Raw genomic sequence first — 18,088 nt, 5'->3', positions numbered from 1 at the left:
GGCGAGGGGTTACGCATGACCGACACCGGCCAGATCCCGGGCGAGGGGCTGCCGGAGAACGCAGGCATGGTGGAGCAGCCGGGCGTCCCCGCACCCGGCGCGTACACCTACCTCTCCGAGACCACCGCCGAGGACGAGGACCTGTTGTTGCTGCCGGGAGCCCAGAGTGCCTGGGGCAACGAGGTCGCGCCACCCGCGCCGGAGCCGGTCGTCGAGACCGTGCACCAGCCGGGCCCGCACGAGATGTCCGGCCGCGACAGCGGTTCGGTCGACCTCGGCGGCGTCCGCCTGCCCGACCCGGCGCCCGCGTCCGCCCCGGTTCCGCCGCGCAGGCCGCTGCACCTCGGTCCGCCGATCCCCGACACCTCGGCGAGCCCGGTCCGCTCCCTCGCCGACCGCGGCCCGGCCGACGCGCCGGTCCGGCACGCCGGGCCGCAGACCGCCGGTCCCGAGTACCTCGACGCCCCGCAGGCCGCCGCGATGCCGCCCCAGGGGGCGGCTCCGTGGGGCACCCAGGCCGCTCCGCAGGCCGCTCCGCAGGCCGCGGAGGCTCCGGTGAACGCCGGGGTCGTGCATGCGGAAACGGTTGCTCCGGTACCGGAACGGGCGACGGTACAGGTGCCCGAGCCGGTGGGCGCGGCCCAGGCGCTCGTGACCCGCGTGGCGACCGAGGCCGTGGCGGCTACGGGCGGGGCGGCCGGCGAGGCCGAGGCTCAGGCCGGGAACGCTCCTGCCCTTGCCGAGGCGCAGCCCGAGACCGTGGCCGGCGACGCCGGCGACGCCGACGGTCCCGATGCCGTGCCGGGCAATGAGGTGACGTACGGCCCGAAGACACCGACCGCCGGTGACGAGGCGCACGAGCCCGTGGCCGAGGCGGTGGCGGGCGAGGGGCCCGCACCGGCCTGCGTCGCGCCGCCCGCCCCCGCGGCCGAAGCGGAGCAGACCGCCGGGCCCGCCTCGGTCCCCGACCCGGCGGAGGAAGCCGTTCCGGCCGCCGGAGCGGGTACGTCGGAGCCCCCGACCGAGTCCGCCCAGGCTGCCCCACCCGTCCAGGAGGCCACAGAGCAGCCGGTGCCGGAGGAAGCCCCCGCGGCGGCCGGGGCCACCGAGACACCTGGGCCCGAGCCCGTCCAGGCGGTCGAGCCGGCCGAGGCTCCCGAGCCGCAGGAAGCCCCGCCCGCCGACGCAGCCGTGGTCCCGGACGTCCAGGGACCCGACGCGGCCGCCCCGGAGCCCGCGGAACCCGAGCCGTCCCCGGAGGTACCGGCCGCTGCCGAGCAGTCGGCACCGGCAGGGGATGCGTCCGTGCGGCCCGAGCCGGAGGCGCAGCCCGCCGCGGCAGAGGGTGTGCACCCGCAGCCCGCCGCGGCAGAGACCGTGCACCCGCAGCCCGACGCGCAGTCGTCGGCCCCGCCGGAAGCAGCCGTCCCGCAGTCCGCGCCCCAGGACGCCGTCGTGCCGCAGTCGGTACCGGCAGGGGATGCGTCCGTGCGGCCCGAGCCGGAGGCGCAGCCCGACGCGCAGTCGTCGGCCCCGCAGGACACCGCCGCCCCGCACGAAGCCGCCCCGCAGCCGGACGTCCAGTCCGCCCCGCAGGATGCCGCCGTGCCGCAGCCGGACGTCCAGCCGGCCGCGCAGGATGCCGCGGCCCCGCACCCGGAGGCCCAGTCGGCTCCGCAGGATGCCGCCGCCCCGCAGCCGGACGCCCAGTCGGTCCCGCAGGACGCCACCCCACCGCACCCGGATGTCGAGCCCGCAGCCCAGAACCAGCCGGACGGCCGGCCCGCCGCCGCACACCAGCCGGACGGCCGGCCCGCCGCACACCGGCCCGTCCCGGACGCCCCGCAGCCCGCTCAGGGCCCCCAGTCCCTGATGGACGCCGGTGTGCCCCGGGAAGCGGACCCGCACCACAGTGCGCCGGTGCCCGCGGAAACCGACGCTGCGCCCACGGGCACCGCGCCCGTGCCCGCGGAACCCGACGCGGCGCCCCCAAGCACCGGCCGGCCGGAGGCGGTCCGCCCCGACCGGCCCGCGGGGCAGCACCCCGACGAGTCCGCAGGCCGGTTCGTACCGGTCGAGGGCGGTCAGGTACCCACCACTCCGCGCCTCGCCCCGACGCAGGCCGAGGCCCTCGTCCAGCCTCCGCGGGCCCAGGCGGCCGCGCAGACGCCGGGCCCCGTCCCCACGGTCCCCGCCCCGCGCGAGGCCGACCCGGAACTCCTCCAGACCGCCGACGACCTGGACACCCACGCCGCCGACCAGGAAGACCTCGCGGCCGAGGCGGCGCAGGCCGGCCAGGCGCACCAGGAGACCGGCGAGAACCAGGAAGCCCCGCACGCCATGAACACGGCCGCGGTGACGGAAGCACGGCGGTCCGCCGGCCCGGCGGCACCCGCCTACGACGACGCCGAACGGGCGGCCGTCCTGAAGGTCATGCGCGAACGCCGTGACATCCGCAACGGCTTCCGTAGCGACCCCATCCCCCACGAGGTGCTGCTCCGCGTCCTGGAGGCCGCCCACACCGCGCCCTCCGTCGGCCACTCGCAGCCCTGGGACTTCGTCGTCATCCGCTCCGCCGACACCCGCCGCACCATGCACGAACTGGCGACACGTCAGCGGGAGGCGTACGCGAAGTCCCTCCCCAAGGGCCGGGCCAAGCAGTTCAAGGAACTGAAGATCGAGGCCATCCTCGACACCCCGGTCAACATCGTCGTCACCGCCGACCAGACCCGCGGCGGCCGGCACACCCTCGGCCGCCACACGCAGCCGCAGATGGCGCCGTACTCCTCCGCGCTCGCCGTCGAGAACCTCTGGCTCGCCGCCCGCGCCGAGGGCCTCGGCGTCGGCTGGGTCAGCTTCTTCGACGAGCGCGAGATGGTCCGCGCCCTCGGCCTGCCCGAGCACCTGGACGTCGTCGCGTACCTGTGCGTCGGCTACGTCGACGAGTTCCCGGACGAGCCCGAGCTGATGCAGGCCGGCTGGTCCAAGCGACGCCCGCTGTCGTGGGTCGTGCACGAAGAGACGTACGGCCGACGCGCCCTGCCCGGAGAGGACCCCCACGACCTGCTTGCCGAGACCGTCGCACAGATCCGCCCGCTCGACGCCAAGGCGCTCGGTGAGGCCTGGGAGCGGCAGAAGCGCATGACCAAGCCGGCCGGCGCGCTCGGCATGCTGGAGATCATCTCCGCCCAGCTCTCCGGCCTGTCCCGCCAGTGCCCGCCGCCGATCCCGGAGCCCGCGGCCGTCGCGGTGTTCGCCGGGGACCACGGGGTGCACGCCCAGGGCGTCACTCCCTGGCCGCAGGAGGTCACCGCCCAGATGGTGGCCAACTTCCTGGGCGGGGGAGCGGTCTGCAACGCCTTCGCCACCCAGGTCGGCGCCGAGGTGTGCGTCGTGGACGTCGGGGTCGCCACCGACCTGCCCGCCACGCCGGGCCTGCTGCCCCGCAAGGTCCGCGCGGGCACGTCCGACATGACCGCCGGCCCCGCGATGACCCGCGAGGAGGCCAAGCGGGCCATCGAGGTCGGCATCGAGACCGCCCGCGACCTGGTCGCGGCCGGCAACAAGGCGCTGCTCACCGGCGAGATGGGCATCGCCAACACCACCGCGTCCGCCGCGCTCATCTCCGTCTTCACCGGCGCGGACCCGGCCGAGGTCACCGGCCGGGGCACCGGCATCAACGACGAGACCCTGGTCCGCAAGACCGAGGTCGTACGCCGGGCGATCGAGCTGCACCAGCCCGACCCGGCCGACCCGATCGGCGTCCTCGCCGCGGTCGGCGGCTTCGAACACGCGGCCATGGTCGGCCTGCTGCTCGGCGGCGCCTCCCTGCGCACGCCGGTGATCCTGGACGGCGTCAGCGCGGGCGCCGCCGCCCTGGTGGCCCGCGCGATCGCCCCCGAGGTGCTGGCGGCCTGCATCGCGGGTCACCGCAGCGCCGAGCCCGGGCACGTCGCCGCGCTCAACAAGCTCGGCCTGCGCCCCCTGGTCGACCTCGACCTCCGCCTCGGCGAGGGCACCGGCGCGCTGCTCGCCCTGCCGATGGTGCAGAGCACCGCGCGGGCGATGCACGAGGTGGCGACGTTCGACTCGGCGGGCGTCACCGAGAAGTAGCCCCGCGGCAGGGGGAGGGGCGGCACGGCGCAGAACCGTCGCCGCCCCGCCCCCGCCGTACGCCGAACCGCCCCACCGCGCCCCGCAGGCCCCCGGGCCACTGTGCGTCCGCGCGCCTCACGGATACCCGCGCATCCACACGTCTCATAGAATCCGCACGTCAGGGCCGCTCCAGAGCCGCAGCGCCCACCGCACCGCCAGGACGAGGAGCCCTCCCTCATGGCCGAACACCCCGCCTACCCCGTAGGCCTCCGCCTCACCGGCCGTCGCGTGGTCGTCCTCGGCGGCGGTCAGGTCGCCCAGCGCCGCCTGCCCGCCCTCATCGCGGCGGGAGCCGACATCCGCCTCGTCTCGCCCGAGGCGACCCCGTCGGTCGAGGCCATGGCGGACGCGGGCGAGATCGCCTGGGAGCGTCGCGCCTACGCGGAAGGCGACCTCGCGGACGCCTGGTACGCCCTGATCGCCACCAGTGACACCGAGGCCAACGCCGCCGCCTCCGCCGAGGCCGAGCGCCACCGCGTGTGGTGCGTCCGGTCCGACAACGCGGACCGGGCCACGGCCTGGACCCCGGCGACCGGCCACAGCGAGGGCGTGACCGTCGCCGTGCTCACCACGAACGCGCGCGGCCGGGACCCCCGCCACACCGCCGCCATCCGCGACGCGGTGGTGGAGGGACTGCGCGACGGCACCCTCGTCGCCCCGCACCACCGCACCCGCACCGCAGGAGTCGCCCTGGTCGGCGGTGGCCCCGGCGACCCGGACCTGATCACCGTCCGGGGCCGCCGTCTGCTCGCCGAGGCCGACGTCGTCATCGCCGACCGGCTCGGCCCCCGCGACCTGCTCGCCGAACTGCCGCCGCACGTGGAGGTCATCGACGCGGCGAAGATCCCGTACGGCCGCTTCATGGCGCAGGAGGCCATCAACAACGCGCTGATCGAGCACGCCAGGCAGGGCAAGGCGGTCGTACGGCTGAAGGGCGGCGACCCGTTCGTCTTCGGCCGGGGCATGGAGGAGGCGCAGGCACTGGCCGAGGCGGGCATCCCGTGCACCGTCGTCCCCGGCATCTCCAGTTCCGTCTCGGTCCCGGGCGCGGCCGGCATCCCGGTCACCCACCGGGGCGTCGCCCACGAGTTCACCGTGGTCAGCGGGCATGTCGCCCCCGACGACGAGCGCTCCCTGGTCGACTGGCCGTCCCTCGCCAAACTCACCGGCACGCTCGTGATCCTCATGGGCGTCGACAAGATCGGCAAGATCGCCGAAACCCTCGTCGCGCACGGCAAGTCCCCCGAGACCCCGGTCGCCCTCGTCCAGGAGGGCACGACGGCCGCCCAGCGCCGGGTCGACGCCACCCTCGCCACGGTCGCCGAGACGGTCGTCGCGCAGGAGGTCAAGCCCCCCGCCGTCATCGTCGTCGGCGAGGTCGTCGGCGTCGGCCCGCACGGGACGGCGTGACATGGCCGACCTCATCACGATCCACGACCCCGACGACCCGCGCCTGCACGACTACACCGGCCTGACCGACGTCGAACTGCGCCGCCGACGCGAACCCGCCGAGGGCCTGTTCATCGCCGAGGGCGAGAAGGTCGTCCGGCGGGCCGGCGAAGCGGGCTACGCGATGCGGTCGATGCTGCTCTCCGCCAAGTGGGTCGACACCATGCGCGACATCATCGACGAGGCGCCCGCCCCGGTGTACGTCGTCGACCCGGCGCTCGCCGAACGGGTCACCGGCTATCACGTGCACCGCGGCGCGCTCGCCTCCATGCAGCGCAAGCCGCTGCCCGCGGTGGGCGGCCTGCTGCCCACCGCCCGCCGGGTCGTCGTCATGGAGTCGGTCAACGACCACACCAACATCGGCGCCATCTTCCGCTCCGCCGCCGCCCTCGGCATGGACGCGGTCCTGCTCTCCCCGGACTGCGCGGACCCCCTGTACCGGCGCAGCGTGAAGGTGTCGATGGGCGCTGTCTTCTCCGTGCCGTACGCCCGCCTGGACACCTGGCCGGCCGGTCTGGAGACGGTCCGCGAGGCGGGCTTCACGCTCCTCGCCCTCACCCCCGACGAGCGGGCCGAGGCCCTCGACGAGGTCGCCCCGCACCGGATGGACCGGGTGGCCCTCATGCTGGGCGCCGAGGGCGACGGCCTGTCCCGGCGGGCTCTGGCGGCGTCCGACGAGTGGGTCCGCATCCCGATGTCCCACGGCGTCGACTCCCTCAACGTGGGCGCGGCGGCGGCGGTCGCCTTCTACGCGGTGGCGACGGGCCGGCCCTCGGCGTAACGTCCGCCGCCGTAGCTCGGCCTCCGCGCCGCAGGCCACGAGAGCCGGGAGCGGGGCACCGCCCGGCTCTCCCGTCGACCGCGGGAACGCCGACGCGTTCGACCGCCGCGGTTCACCGGCCGGCGTTCTCCGAGGCCTGCAGTCCTGGAGCCTGGCGTCCCGGAGCGTCACCGCGTACGTCGACCTGCTCCTGCTGCGTCCGAACGCCGTTCCGGTCGTCGCCGAGCCCCTGCGACGGTCCCTGGCAGCCCTGCGCGGCGGCGATGCCCAGCGCGACCAGCAGTGTCACGACCACGAACACGAACAGGCGCTGCCGCAGCAGCCGCGGGTTGGCGGGCCGCCGCCATCCGGTCCCGGTGGTCCTCGGCGCCGTACGGCCGGCCCCGCCGCGCGGCGCGGGCCGGCCGCCGCTGTCGTTGCGGGAGGTGTTCCGGCCGGGGTTGTTGCGGGAGGCGGGCGTGGGCCGTGACCCGGACCGTGCGCCCGCTCCGCCGCCGCGCGAGGCGCCCGTGCCCCGGGTGGCGGACCCGTTGCGCGACGGCGTGCCACCGCGCGAGGGGGCGCCACCGCGTGACGGATCACCGCCGCGCGCGGACGCCGGCCCCCGGCCCGTCCCGGACGTGTTCCGTGGTGCGGGCGTGCCCGGTGCACCCGGCCGGCCCTGCGGACGCCGCTGACCACGCTCCGGATAGGTGTCGGCGAGCCGCCCCGTGGGCCGGTCGGCCTCCGAACCGCGCGGCGCGGGCGGCCGCACGTCGGCCAGGCCCTGCGCTTCCCGGGTGGCGATCTCCTTGAGCCGCAGCGACAGCTGCAGGGTGCTGGGGCGCTCCTCGGGGTCCTTGGCCAGGCACGCCCGGACCAGCGGGGCGATGGCGTCGGGGACACCCTGCAGTTGGGCCTCCTCGTGCACCACGCGGTAGAGCATCACCTCGGAACTGCCGTGACCGAAGGGCGAGTCGCCCATCGAGGCGTACGCCAGTGTGGCGCCGAGCGAGAACACGTCCGTGGCCGGCGTGACCGCCGCCCCGCGCACCTGCTCCGGCGCGAGGAACCCGGGAGAGCCGACCGCCGTGCCGACGTGTGTGAGTGTCGAGGCGCCCGTCGCCCAGGCGATGCCGAAGTCGATGATCCGCGGCCCCTTCGGGGACAGCAGGATGTTGGACGGTTTGAGGTCCCGGTGCACCACACCGGCCTCGTGCACCGCGACCAGTCCCTCGGACAGGGCGGCGCCCACGGCGGCGACGTCCGCCGCGCCGAGCGGACCCCCGTCGACGACCTTGTCGTGCAGGGAGGGGCCGGGCACGTACTGCGTGGCGAACCAGGGACGGTCCGCCTCCAGATCAGCGGCGACCAGCCGCGCGGTGCAGCCACCGCGGATGCGCCGGGCGGCCGAGACCTCGCGGGCGAACCGCGAGCGGAACTCCTGGTCCTCGGCCAGGTCAGGCCGGATGACCTTCAGCGCGACCCGCTGCCCCTTCTTGTCGGAGCCCAGGTAGACCACGCCCATTCCACCCGCGCCGAGCCGCCTGTGAAGCCTGAACGAGCCGACGACGCGCGGGTCCTCGCGCCTCAGGCGCATCATCGCCATGTTCATCCCCGCTGCCCGGTCCCTGTGACGAGCCACAGCTTACGTTTCCACGGCCGTCCGCGCGCAGAGGCCGCGCCCTCTCGGAGCGACGGATTGTCAGTGCGGGACGGGAGAGTTGAGGCGCGGCCGGGGAACGGGGGAGCGGGTCGGCCCCGACCTGTCGGGGCGCTCAATCGGCCTCCGTGGGACGGGCATTGGACCAGGAGGGGACGTTCGAGCGGACACGGTGGAAGACGCCGTGGAGACGCCCCGCACCCGCGGCGTGGTGGCGGGCGCGGTCCCGTGCCGGGCGGGGGCGGGGGCGCGGGGGGAGCCGGCGGAAGTGAGCGATGTCACCGGACGGCGAGGAGATACCGGGGCACGGCGGGCGCCCTCTCCGGGAAGACCCCGAGACCCGGGCCCCGGTCTCCACCCAGGGGAGTACACCGCAGGTCACGGCTCATCCTCCGGGAGGCCCGGCATTCGGTACGAGGGCATGACGTCGGGCGGTCGCCGGACGCCTAGATTTGAGGTCAAGCGGCGGGTGCAGCACTCGTCCCCCGAGGTCAGACGCCCGCCGCTGCCCAAGACAACGGAATCGGTCAGGAGAGGGACCATGGCCCAGACGGTACCGCGGACGCTGGTCCGCACACGGGAGAGCCGCCGTCAGGGACGTCGCCACCCCTTGGTGGCGACGCTCATGGCCCTGCCCCTGGCGGCCCTGCTCCTCCTCGTCTTCGACGGGTGGGAGACGGTGGCCACACAGGCGTCGTCCGTGGGTGTGATGCTGGGGCGCTGAGCGGCGACCCCAGGCCCGGAAGAGCGGTCCGGGCGGGGATATCCATCCATGAAACCCCGTGGGGACGGGGGTGCGGCGGACGGCAGAATGCCGGCGCAGCTGGGGAGCTGCGCCGGCATTGCCCTTGCCTCAAGGCGGCGGAGGGGCGGGCGGACCCCTGCGTACTCTCACCCGGTGACCACGGACGCCCTCCTCCCCGCTCTCACCGCCCGCGTCAGGGCGACGGCCCACGCCCGTACCCCGGCCTGCCCCTGCGGTGCGACCACCCTCGCGCACCCGGCTCCGCCCGACGCGGCCCGCGCCGACGCCACCCTCGCCGACCGCCCCGACGCCACCGTCGTCCGGCACGCCGGCACCGTGGCCAAGGCCCACGCGGTGGACGCCGACCCCGCGGAGCTGGCCCTCCGTGTCACCGTCGCCGCCCGGCTCCCCGGCATCTTCCTGCCCCCGCTCGGCCCGACGCCCGTCACCCTGCACGGGCGGCTCGTCACGTATTGGCCGTACGGCACCCCTGTGGAACCGGATGACCCGGACGCGGCGCCCTGGGAGGCCGCGGCCACCCTGCTCGCCCGCCTCCACCGGACGCCGGCCCCCGCCGCCGTGCCTCCGATGCGGGGCCCCGCGAAGGCGGCCGATGCCGTGGCCCGCCTCCGGGCCGCCGCCCCGCGCCACCCCGCCACCGCCCCCGTACTGCACGCCTGGGCCGCTCTCCCCGCCTGGGCCCGGGGCGAGGCCGCCATGCCGGACACCACCACTCTCTGCCACGGCGACCTCCACCTCGGCCAGCTCATACGCCACCCCGCGCCCGAAGGCCCCTGGCTGCTGATCGACGTCGACGACCTCGGCACCGGCGTTCCGGCCTGGGATCTGGCCCGTCCGGCGGCCTGGTACGCCTGCGGGCTGCTCGCGTCCGACGAGTGGCACCGTTTCCTGACCGCCTACCGCACGGCCGGCGGCCCGGCCGTGCCGCCCGGCGCGGACCCCTGGACCGCGCTGGACGTCCCGGCCCGCGCCCTCACCGCGCAGACCGCCGCCCGGGCCGTCACCAAGGCGGTCGCGGCGGGCCGGGGCCTGGACGAGGTGGAACGGTCACTGGTCGACGCGTGCGCGCGGATGGCCTCCCTGCGCCCCTGAGCCCCGCGCGGCCGAGCCGAAGTTCCGCGACGTAGGGTGCAACCGACCCGCCGCCGGGCAGAGTCTGTCCTGGCGACACGCGAAGCAGGACCGACCGGCGAGGAGTTGAGCCGAGCATGCAGTGCCCCAAGTGCCACGCACCGATGCACACCTACAACCGCAACGGCGTTCAGATCGAGCAGTGCAGTGGCTGCCGCGGGATCTTCCTCGACTACGGCGAACTGGAGTCGCTGACCCGCCTGGAGGCCCAGTGGTCCCAGCCCGCTCCGCCGCCCCCGCCCGCCGCCCCGCAGGCCTACCCGGCCGCTCCGGCTCCCGCCTGGGGCGCCCCGCACGCCGGCCACGGCCACCACGGTCACCACCGTCAGAAGGGCTTCGGCCGCATGCTCTTCTCCAGCTGAGCCCGCCGGTCCGGCTGAACCGGGCCGGTCCGGCTGAACCGGGCCGGTCCGGGCTGATCCGGATCGCCGGCTCAGCCGGGTACGACCCGGACGCGGCACGACGAAGCCCCCGACCGTACGAGACGGCCGGGGGCTTCGGTGGAGTGGACGATACTGGGATTGAACCAGTGACCTCTTCCGTGTCAGGGAAGCGCTCTCCCGCTGAGCTAATCGTCCTGGGAGTGCCACGAGTACTGCGTGCGCGATACTGGGATTGAACCAGTGACCTCTTCCGTGTCAGGGAAGCGCTCTCCCGCTGAGCTAATCGCGCGGGGATCCTTGCGGATCAGTGGACGATACTGGGATTGAACCAGTGACCTCTTCCGTGTCAGGGAAGCGCTCTCCCGCTGAGCTAATCGTCCTTGGAGGTGGAGACGGGATTTGAACCCGTGTAGACGGCTTTGCAGGCCGTTGCCTCGCCTCTCGGCCACTCCACCAGGAGTGCAGAAGGCCCGGGAGGCCCCCTGTTCCTGCGAGCGGACGACGAGGTTCGAACTCGCGACCTCAACCTTGGCAAGGTTGCGCTCTACCAACTGAGCTACGTCCGCCTGTCGGTTCGGTCCGCTTCCGCGTCCCGGCGACGTCATGAACTCTAGCGGATTCCGGGGCCAGCACAAAAACGCGTTTGTGCAGCGTGCTGAGGTGCCTCCGCTCGCGGACCTGGTCAGGGCACCCGGAAGGACACGTTCGGGTCACCTCGGAGTCACCGGCCTAGACTCGACCACGTGCTCGACCTCCCTCCCCTCGCCCGCTTCGGCGACCGGCTCGCCACCGGTCTCCTCGACGTCACGAGCGACCCCGCAGCCCTCGACTCCAAGGGGTTCTGGGCCGTCTGCGCGGACTTCGAGTCCCGCCTGACCTGCGCACGCTTCGCGGAGGTGCGGACGGAGCCGGTACCGGCACCGGTCCCGGGCGGGTGGCGGGGACCGGCCGCCGGCGACTGGACGTCCTCCCTCGACCGCGCCGCGTACACGGCGGCCGTACGGCGCATCCGCGAGCACATAGCCGCCGGCGAGGTCTACCAGGCCAACCTCTGCCGGGTGCTCTCGGCGCCCGTCGCCCCCGGCGCCGACGTGGACGCCCTCACCGCCCTGCTGGCCCGCGGCAACCCGGCGCCGTACGCCGGAACGATCCGGCTGCCCGGGCACGGCGTCGAGATCGCCACCGCGTCGCCCGAGCTGTTCCTGCGCCGGGACGGCCGGACCGTCGAGTCCGGGCCGATCAAGGGCACCGGGCGGACCGAGGCCGACCTGCTGGAGAAGGACTACGCCGAGAACGTGATGATCGTGGACCTGGTCCGCAACGACATCGGGCGGGTCTGCGCCACGGGGACCGTGACCGTGCCCGACCTGTGCGCCGTCGAGAAGCACCCGGGTCTCGTGCACCTGGTGTCGACCGTGCGCGGCGAGCTGCGCGCGGACGTCGGCTGGCCGGAGCTGCTCGACGCGGCCTTCCCGCCCGGATCCGTCACCGGCGCACCCAAGTCGAGCGCCCTGCGGATCATCGACGCGCTGGAGACCGTGCCCCGGGGCCCGTACTGCGGCGGAATCGGCTGGGTCGACGCCGACCGGGGAACCGGGGAGCTGGCCGTCGGCATCCGCACCTTCTGGACCGACCGCGCCGCGGGGCTGCTGCGCTTCGGCACCGGCGCCGGCATCACCTGGGGATCCGACCCCGAGGGGGAGTGGCGGGAGACCGAACTCAAGGCGTCCCGGCTGCTCGCGGTAGCGTCGGGCGCGTACGAGGCGAACGGAAGCGGAGAGGCGCTACTGACGTGAAGATCTGGCTCGACGGCGGGCTGCAGGACCTCGAGTCCGCCCGCGTCTCCGTCCTCGACCACGGGCTGACCGTGGGCGACGGCATCTTCGAGACGGTGAAGGCGGTGGACGGCAGGCCGTTCGCGCTGACCCGGCATCTCGACCGGCTGACCCGTTCGGCCCGCGGCCTGGGTCTGCCCGACCCCGACCTCGACGAGGTGCGCCGCGCCTGCGCCGCCGTCCTCGAGGCCAACCCCATGCCCCTGGGCAGGCTGCGCGTCACCTACACCGGCGGCCACGGCCCGCTGGGCTCCGACCGCGGCGAGCACGGCCCGACCCTCGTCGTCGCCCTCGGCGAGAGCGGCCGGCGCCCCGACTCCACGGCCGTCATCACGGTGCCGTGGACGCGCAACGAGCGCGGCGCGCTCACCGGCCTGAAGACCACCTCCTACGCCGAGAACGTCGTCGCCCTCGCCCGCGCCCGCGAACGGGGCGCCACGGAGGCGCTGTTCGGCAACACGGTGGGGCACCTGTGCGAGGGCACCGGGTCGAACGTCTTCGTCGTCCTCGACGGCGAGATCCACACCCCGCCGGTCGCCTCCGGCTGCCTCGCCGGAATCACCCGGGCCCTGGCCGTCGAGTGGACCGGCGCCCGGGAGACCGACCTCCCGCTGGACGTCCTGGACCGCGCCGACGAGGTCTTCCTGACCTCCACACTCCGCGACGTCCAGGCCGTGCACCGCGTCGACGACCGCGAACTCCCGGGCGCCCCGGGCCCGGTGACCGCCAAGGCCATGCGGATCTTCGAGGAGCGGTCCGGGGACGACCTGGATCCGTAACCGCGGATATTGGGCTGCACTCCGCATCCCCGGCGGGTAGAACACCCGTGATGACCACGACCCTGCGGCCGACCGAGCCGCTTCAGAGCGCCGCCGACGGAACGCGTTCACGCCACTACCAGGTGTGCGTGAACGGCCGTCCCGTCGGCGCGATACACCTCGGTACCTCGCGCGCCTTCGGCCGCTCGGTGGCCGTGATCCACAAGCTGCGCATCGACGCACCGGACCGCCGGCGCGGCCGGGCCACGGTGGCCGCGCTCGCGGCCGAGGAGATCGCACGGGGCTGGGGCTGCCGGCGGATCGAGGCGAGCGTCGGCCCCGACGCCGAGGCGGGCCTGCGACTCGCCTCGACGCTCGGCTACGTCCTGCGCAACCGCGGCATGGTCAAGCAGCTCGGCGACACCCCGCCCACCCTGCCCCCGGAGAGCCGCGCGCGGCCCATGACACCGGACGAGTTCGAGGTCTGGCAGGCCCACGACTCGGAGCAGTACGCCCGTACCTGGATCGAGCGGGGAGTGCCCGAGACCGAGGCGTACGCCAAGGCGCGCAGCGATCACGAGACGCTGCTGCCGCGGGGGCTGGACACCGAGAACATGCGGTTCAGCGTGTTGGACCACGAGGGGACGCGGGTCGGCGTCCTGTGGCTGGCGCTGAGCGAGGACCGGGCCTTCGTCTTCGCCGTCGAGGCCGAGGCGGCCCACCGGGGCCGGGGTCACGGCCGTACGCTGATGCTGCTGGCCGAGAGCCAGGCGATCGCCGCCGGCCGGCCACTGATCGGCCTCAACGTCTTCGCGGGCAACACCGCGGCCGAGCGGCTCTACGAGTCGCTCGGCTACGAGACCACGCGGTACAGCTTCTACAAACCGTTGTAGTAACGGCGGCTGGGGGCAGTCCGCGGTCAGTCCCGCTGCCCGGCCAGCAGCCGGTCCGCGATCTCCTCGACGCGCTCGCGCAGCCCTTCCTGGCCCTTGCCGCCGTCGAGGCGCTCGCCGCCGATCACGTACGTGGGAGTGCCGGTCACGCCGATCGCCTTGCCCTCGGCCTGGTCGGCGTCGACGATCAGGATGTGCCGGCCGTCGATCAGCGCCGTGTCGAACTCCTCGGCGTCCAGTCCCAGTTCCCGGGCCACCTCGACCAGGAGGGGCTCGCCCTCGCGGTCCAGGTCCGCGACCCGCTCCAGCACGGCCTCCGCGTACGGCCACCCCAGCCCCTGGGCCACGGCCTCCTCGGCGGCCTGGGCGGCGGCGAAGGAGTGCCTGTGCTTCTCCAGCGGGAAATGCCGCAGGCGCAGCTCCAGACGGTCGCCGTAGCGGGCGCGCAGGGCGCGGAGGTCGTCCAGGGCGGTGTGGCAGTCCGGACACTGCAGCTCGCACCAGACGTCGAGGACGGGCGGGGCGGGACGGGCGGGGGAGGAGTCGCTCATGGCCCCCATTCTCCCAGCCCACGGGAGGACGCCCCGACCACCGGCGTGCGGCGGTCACCGGCACCTGGGGAGGAGCCGACCCCTAGATCTCCCTGATCTCGGGCCGGAACATGGCCGCACGGCGCTCGGACGGTGCAGGATGGAAGGGACAGAAGTACTCATGCCGACCCGAGCTCAGCCTGGAGGACCGGATGATTGCCGAGACCGTCTGTTCCGCGGTGTCCGCGGCGGGCCTGGGCATCGCGGCGATCACCGCGTATCGGAGGCGTTTCCTCACCGCGGCCCGTATCGCCGCCTACTCACTCGTCCCGATCGGGCTCGTGATGACCGGGGTCGTGGAGTGGCTGGCCGACACGGCCTTCAGCCCGGTGGCCTGGGCCGGCTTCGCGGTGCTGGGTGTGTCCTGGCTCCTCTTCATGACCACGCGCACCGTGGAACGCCGTCGCGGTGGCACCCGCAAGGAGCGCAAGGAGGCCCGCGCCGCGGCACGGCGCGACGCCGTCGCCCCGGCGGCCTCCGAACCCTCCCTCGGCCCCGGGACCCGGCCGACGCCCCGGCCCGCGTCCCGGCCGGCGAACACGTCCCGCGGCGAGGACGACTTCAGCGACATCGAGGCGATCCTGAAGAAGCACGGTATTTGACCCCGTCCTGACTCCTCACGGGGCAGCGGGGGCGGTCCCGCGGCCGCGCCGTCGGATGCGCTGAGCCGTCGGATTCCGCGCTGCGCGTCGGCTGTCCGCTCCAGGGCATAGCGGTCCGAGCGCGTCATCGTGCGCTCCGGAACGGTCACAACGTGAACCGGACATCACGGAATTCAGGGAACTCCCGGTCGAAACGGGCGTGTTGATCGCCTGGGTCCTCGGCGCTGCGTCATGATCGCGGCGAGATGCAGGACACCACTCAGCTGGATGCCCAGCTGGACACGAGACAGAGCGAAACCGTGCCAACGCAGAGCGAACCGCGCGGCTGCCTCTTCGCCCTTTCCCAGCCACCGCTCATGATCTTCCTTGCGGTGATCGGGTGTCTGCTGCTCATGGCTGCGTTGCATGACCTGCTGTTGCTGTGAGCCGTACCCGCGTTCCCCGGCGCCACCCGCCGGGGAACGCGTCGCCGTCGAGTCACTGGGTGTCCGCGCCGGACCGGAACAGCGGGGTCAGCCGGCCGCCTCCTTGCGCCGGGCGCGGTAGGCGGCCACGTGCAAGCGATTTCCGCATGTGCGGCTGTCGCAGTACCGCCGGGAGCGGTTCCGGGAGAGGTCGACGAAGGCGCGGCGGCAGTCGGGAGCCTCGCACCGCCGAAGCCGCTCCTGCTCCCCGGCGACGACGAAGAACGCCAGGGCCATTCCGCAGTCGGCGGCCAGGTGGTCGGCGATGGAGGCGCCGGGCGCGAAGTAGTGGATGTGCCAGTCGTAGCCGTCGTGGTCGGTGAGCCGGGGCGTGGTTCCGGCTGCGGCGACCAAGTCGTTGATCAGTCCCGCCGCGGTCCGCGCCTCGGGTGCCGCGAAGACCGCCGCGAACCGGCCGCGGATCTTGCGCACCGCCGAGAGGTCGAGTGCCGAGAGCACGCCGACGTCGCTGATTTCGTGCTTTCCCACGAATTCCTGGAGGGCCGCGACATCCGGCAGTCCGTCCGGTGCCGATTCGTCCTCCGGCATGGTGTTCACCAGATCCACCACGGTGTCGAGGGCGCACCGGGCATCGTGGGTGATCAGCACATTTCGCTCCCTGGCTGGGGTCGGGCGGGCGCCCGCCGATGCTGGCCGATGGTAGTGGCTTCCGCGGCGGCCGAACCCGGCTCGCACCCCGGTCCCTGCCGTCGGCTGCCCGTAACAACGGTGGCTGACCGGCCTTCGTTCCCCGGCGGGGAGGCGGCGGGGAGGCGGCGGGGAGGCGGCGGGGCCCCCGCCCGCCCGCACACGCACCGGCGCCGCCACCGCGGAGATCGCGGCGACGACGCCGGTGTGTGCCGTATGCGGTTGTCCGGGCCCGTGCCGTCACCCCGAGTCGACGGCGACGGGCGGCTTCACGGGGCCTCGCCCTAGCTTTCCGCCAGGATGTGCGAGAGCTCCTGATCGAGATCGAAGTGCCGGTGCTCCGTGCCGGGCGGCACGGCGGCGTCTGTGCGCTTCAGGAAGGACTCCAGGGCCCGTGCCGGGGCCTCGAGCAGTGCCTCGCCCTCCGGAGAGCTCAGGGCGATGCACACGACGCCCTGGCCGTGGCTGCGGGACGGCCAGACGCGGACGTCGCCGGTACCGGTGGGGCGGTGGAGGCCTTCGGCGAGGAGGTCGCGGGCGAACACCCACTCGACGGTCTCCTCGGCTCCGGTGTGGAAGGTGGCGTGCACGGCGTAGGGGTCGGCCGTGTCGTACCGCAGGCCTGCGGGGACAGGCAGGGAGGACTCGCTCGACACAACGAGGCGCAGGTGCAGCTCGCAGCTGACCGTGGTGTTCATAAGCGCCAGGGCCTTTCGCTCAGTGTGCGCTCGGGGATTCGCACGTCGGCGAAATCGACATGCCACCTACGGTGCCGTTGTAAACCCCTCTGAGTGTTTTGCGTGTGTTTACGTAACTCTTCCGGCCGAGAGACCGTTCGGGTCATGCGCCCATTCCGGTGACAGGTTTCGCTCCGGTAGTGTTTGGCCGTATGAACACGGGGAGTGACAAACACGGCGAGGCAGTCGTGGCGCAGGACCGTACGGGGACGGACGAGGCCGCGACCGACCGCGCGCTCGGCTCGCGGGCGCCGGAATTCATCAGGACGCGCCGCGCCCTCCACCTGAGCTGGCAGGTCGGCGTCTTCATCGTCGGTCTGGCGGTGGTCATCGCCGGCGTGGCCATGCTGGTGCTGCCCGGACCGGGCTGGGTCGTGATCTTCGGTGGCATGGCGATCTGGGCGACCGAGTTCGTCTGGGCCCAGCTGGTCCTGCGCTGGACCAAGCGCAAGGTCACCGAGGCGGCGCAGCGCGCCCTCGATCCCAAGGTGCGGCGACGGAACATCATCCTGACCTCGATCGGGCTGGTGATCGTGGCCGCGTTGGCGGGCGTCTACCTGTGGAAGTTCGGCCTGCAGATGCCCTGGAAGATCAAGGATCAGTGATCCCGGGCGGGGGGCCGGCGTCCCGGCCCCCCGCTGGTCACGGGCACCCCCTGACATGGGGTAATGTTCTTCCTGCGTCCGGGCGATTAGCTCAGTGGGAGAGCGCTTCGTTCACACCGAAGAGGTCACTGGTTCGAACCCAGTATCGCCCACCGGATCATCAGGCGGCCCGGCTCACCATCGTGAGCCGGGCCGCTCTGTCGTGTGGGTGTGTGCGGTGCGGCCGCGAGGCGTGTCCGGGCGGCCCCTTCCCGGGGTGCCCACGCGGCAGGTCGTGGGTGCCCGTTCGGTGGGTCCTGCGGTGCCCGCGCGGTAGGTCCTGCGGTGTCCGCACGGTGGGTCCTGCGGTGCCCGCGCGATGGGCCCCGGGTGCCCGCGCGGCACGTTCCGGGCCGGCTCTGCCGCCCGCCCCGGCCGGGCGTGCCGCTGTTCCGCTTCCGCCCGTCTTCACCCAACCGTGACCTTCCGTTCCGCCCGTCCCGGCGGCACCGCCGGTGTTCGGTCCGTCGGTCACACCCCGCCGACCTGGTCGTTTGCCCTCGCTGCCGGCGGTGAGGCCGGAGCGGCGGACTCCGCCGCGCGAGCCCGGTGCCCATGAATTCCTGTCCGAATCATTGACGCGCCCCGGGGCCCTCCGTAACTTGTGCCA

Annotated in this window: 16 protein-coding genes and 6 tRNA genes; 13 read left to right on the top strand and 9 right to left on the bottom strand. The window is 74.0% G+C overall.

What is annotated here, in order from left to right; all coding sequences use genetic code 11:
- Nucleotides 1-15 precede the first annotated feature (15 nt).
- The 3 genes from cobT (at nt 16) to ACP4IX_RS04125 (ending at nt 6,385) form a co-directional block, all read left to right on the top strand.
- On the top strand, nt 16-4,113 hold the full coding sequence (gene cobT, locus ACP4IX_RS04135) for a nicotinate-nucleotide--dimethylbenzimidazole phosphoribosyltransferase (RefSeq protein ID WP_426554783.1): 4,098 nt from the start codon (nt 16-18) through the stop codon (nt 4,111-4,113).
- Between the two features lie 219 nt (nt 4,114-4,332).
- Complete coding sequence (cobA, locus tag ACP4IX_RS04130) at nt 4,333-5,565, top strand: uroporphyrinogen-III C-methyltransferase (RefSeq protein ID WP_426554782.1); 1,233 nt, start codon at nt 4,333-4,335, stop codon at nt 5,563-5,565.
- Between the two features lies 1 nt (nt 5,566).
- Nucleotides 5,567-6,385, top strand: coding sequence for a TrmH family RNA methyltransferase (locus ACP4IX_RS04125; RefSeq protein WP_426554781.1), 819 nt, complete (start codon nt 5,567-5,569; stop codon nt 6,383-6,385).
- 112 nt (nt 6,386-6,497) lie between these two features.
- On the opposite strand, the gene ACP4IX_RS04120 is transcribed toward ACP4IX_RS04125, so the two are convergent.
- Entirely contained in the window at nt 6,498-7,979 is a 1,482-nt protein-coding gene (locus tag ACP4IX_RS04120) for a protein kinase domain-containing protein (RefSeq protein ID WP_426518903.1), read from the bottom strand.
- A 589-nt stretch (nt 7,980-8,568) separates the two neighbouring features.
- On the opposite strand from ACP4IX_RS04120, the gene ACP4IX_RS04115 reads away from it, so the two are divergent.
- The 3 genes from ACP4IX_RS04115 to ACP4IX_RS04105 all read left to right on the top strand — a co-directional run bounded on the left by ACP4IX_RS04115 (nt 8,569) and on the right by ACP4IX_RS04105 (nt 10,286).
- Nucleotides 8,569-8,751: a hypothetical protein gene (locus ACP4IX_RS04115; RefSeq protein ID WP_279565064.1), complete on the top strand. Its 183-nt coding sequence runs from the start codon at nt 8,569-8,571 to the stop codon at nt 8,749-8,751.
- A 174-nt stretch (nt 8,752-8,925) separates the two neighbouring features.
- Nucleotides 8,926-9,885: a phosphotransferase family protein gene (locus ACP4IX_RS04110; protein WP_426518766.1), complete on the top strand. Its 960-nt coding sequence runs from the start codon at nt 8,926-8,928 to the stop codon at nt 9,883-9,885.
- Between the two features lie 116 nt (nt 9,886-10,001).
- Nucleotides 10,002-10,286: a zf-TFIIB domain-containing protein gene (locus tag ACP4IX_RS04105; protein WP_426518768.1), complete on the top strand. Its 285-nt coding sequence runs from the start codon at nt 10,002-10,004 to the stop codon at nt 10,284-10,286.
- 144 nt (nt 10,287-10,430) lie between these two features.
- On the opposite strand, the gene ACP4IX_RS04100 is transcribed toward ACP4IX_RS04105, so the two are convergent.
- The 5 genes from ACP4IX_RS04100 to ACP4IX_RS04080 all read right to left on the bottom strand — a co-directional run bounded on the left by ACP4IX_RS04100 (nt 10,431) and on the right by ACP4IX_RS04080 (nt 10,873).
- A tRNA-Val gene (locus tag ACP4IX_RS04100) sits at nt 10,431-10,502 on the bottom strand.
- Nucleotides 10,503-10,524: 22 nt separating this feature from the next.
- Nucleotides 10,525-10,596, bottom strand: a tRNA-Val gene (locus ACP4IX_RS04095).
- A 19-nt stretch (nt 10,597-10,615) separates the two neighbouring features.
- Nucleotides 10,616-10,687, bottom strand: a tRNA-Val gene (locus ACP4IX_RS04090).
- A 1-nt stretch (nt 10,688) separates the two neighbouring features.
- Nucleotides 10,689-10,762, bottom strand: a tRNA-Cys gene (locus tag ACP4IX_RS04085).
- A gap of 38 nt (nt 10,763-10,800) precedes the next feature.
- Nucleotides 10,801-10,873: transfer RNA gene (locus ACP4IX_RS04080), tRNA-Gly, on the bottom strand.
- 177 nt (nt 10,874-11,050) lie between these two features.
- On the opposite strand from ACP4IX_RS04080, the gene ACP4IX_RS04075 reads away from it, so the two are divergent.
- The 3 genes from ACP4IX_RS04075 to ACP4IX_RS04065 are packed head-to-tail and all read left to right on the top strand — an operon-like array spanning nt 11,051 to nt 13,793.
- Nucleotides 11,051-12,103 (top strand): chorismate-binding protein, encoded by a 1,053-nt coding sequence (locus tag ACP4IX_RS04075; RefSeq protein ID WP_426554780.1) that lies wholly within the window; start codon nt 11,051-11,053, stop codon nt 12,101-12,103.
- Nucleotides 12,100-12,921 carry an aminotransferase class IV gene (locus ACP4IX_RS04070; RefSeq protein WP_426518772.1) on the top strand — a complete coding sequence of 274 codons (822 nt, stop codon included), beginning with the start codon at nt 12,100-12,102 and terminating at the stop codon, nt 12,919-12,921. Before ACP4IX_RS04075 ends, ACP4IX_RS04070 begins: the two co-directional genes overlap by 4 nt.
- 50 nt (nt 12,922-12,971) lie before the next feature.
- The gene (locus tag ACP4IX_RS04065; protein ID WP_426518774.1) at nt 12,972-13,793 is read left to right on the top strand and encodes a GNAT family N-acetyltransferase; all 822 of its coding nucleotides are present in this window, start codon (nt 12,972-12,974) and stop codon (nt 13,791-13,793) included.
- Between the two features lie 26 nt (nt 13,794-13,819).
- Here the strand turns inward: ACP4IX_RS04065 and ACP4IX_RS04060 are convergent, their stop codons facing one another.
- On the bottom strand, nt 13,820-14,344 hold the full coding sequence (locus ACP4IX_RS04060) for a DsbA family protein (RefSeq protein ID WP_426518776.1): 525 nt from the start codon (nt 14,342-14,344) through the stop codon (nt 13,820-13,822).
- Nucleotides 14,345-14,535: 191 nt separating this feature from the next.
- Here ACP4IX_RS04060 and ACP4IX_RS04055 point away from each other — a divergent pair, with 191 nt between their 5' ends.
- Nucleotides 14,536-14,985, top strand: a complete 450-nt coding sequence (locus ACP4IX_RS04055; RefSeq protein ID WP_426518778.1) for a hypothetical protein — start codon at nt 14,536-14,538, stop codon at nt 14,983-14,985.
- Between the two features lie 245 nt (nt 14,986-15,230).
- Nucleotides 15,231-15,410: a hypothetical protein gene (locus ACP4IX_RS04050; RefSeq protein WP_426518780.1), complete on the top strand. Its 180-nt coding sequence runs from the start codon at nt 15,231-15,233 to the stop codon at nt 15,408-15,410.
- Between the two features lie 87 nt (nt 15,411-15,497).
- On the opposite strand, the gene ACP4IX_RS04045 is transcribed toward ACP4IX_RS04050, so the two are convergent.
- Nucleotides 15,498-16,058, bottom strand: coding sequence for a CGNR zinc finger domain-containing protein (locus tag ACP4IX_RS04045; protein ID WP_426518782.1), 561 nt, complete (start codon nt 16,056-16,058; stop codon nt 15,498-15,500).
- Between the two features lie 323 nt (nt 16,059-16,381).
- Complete coding sequence (locus tag ACP4IX_RS04040) at nt 16,382-16,795, bottom strand: SsgA family sporulation/cell division regulator (protein WP_004002642.1); 414 nt, start codon at nt 16,793-16,795, stop codon at nt 16,382-16,384.
- Nucleotides 16,796-16,986: 191 nt separating this feature from the next.
- Here ACP4IX_RS04040 and ACP4IX_RS04035 point away from each other — a divergent pair, with 191 nt between their 5' ends.
- On the top strand, nt 16,987-17,439 hold the full coding sequence (locus tag ACP4IX_RS04035) for a TIGR02611 family protein (RefSeq protein WP_426518785.1): 453 nt from the start codon (nt 16,987-16,989) through the stop codon (nt 17,437-17,439).
- 80 nt (nt 17,440-17,519) lie between these two features.
- Nucleotides 17,520-17,591 (top strand) — tRNA-Val (locus ACP4IX_RS04030).
- Nucleotides 17,592-18,088 lie beyond the last annotated feature (497 nt).

It is taken from the genome of Streptomyces sp. WG5, assembly GCF_049974565.1.
GTDB lineage: Bacteria > Actinomycetota > Actinomycetes > Streptomycetales > Streptomycetaceae > Streptomyces.
Note: the sequence above shows the minus strand (reverse complement) of the source record. Positions and strands in the feature narration are given on the sequence as shown.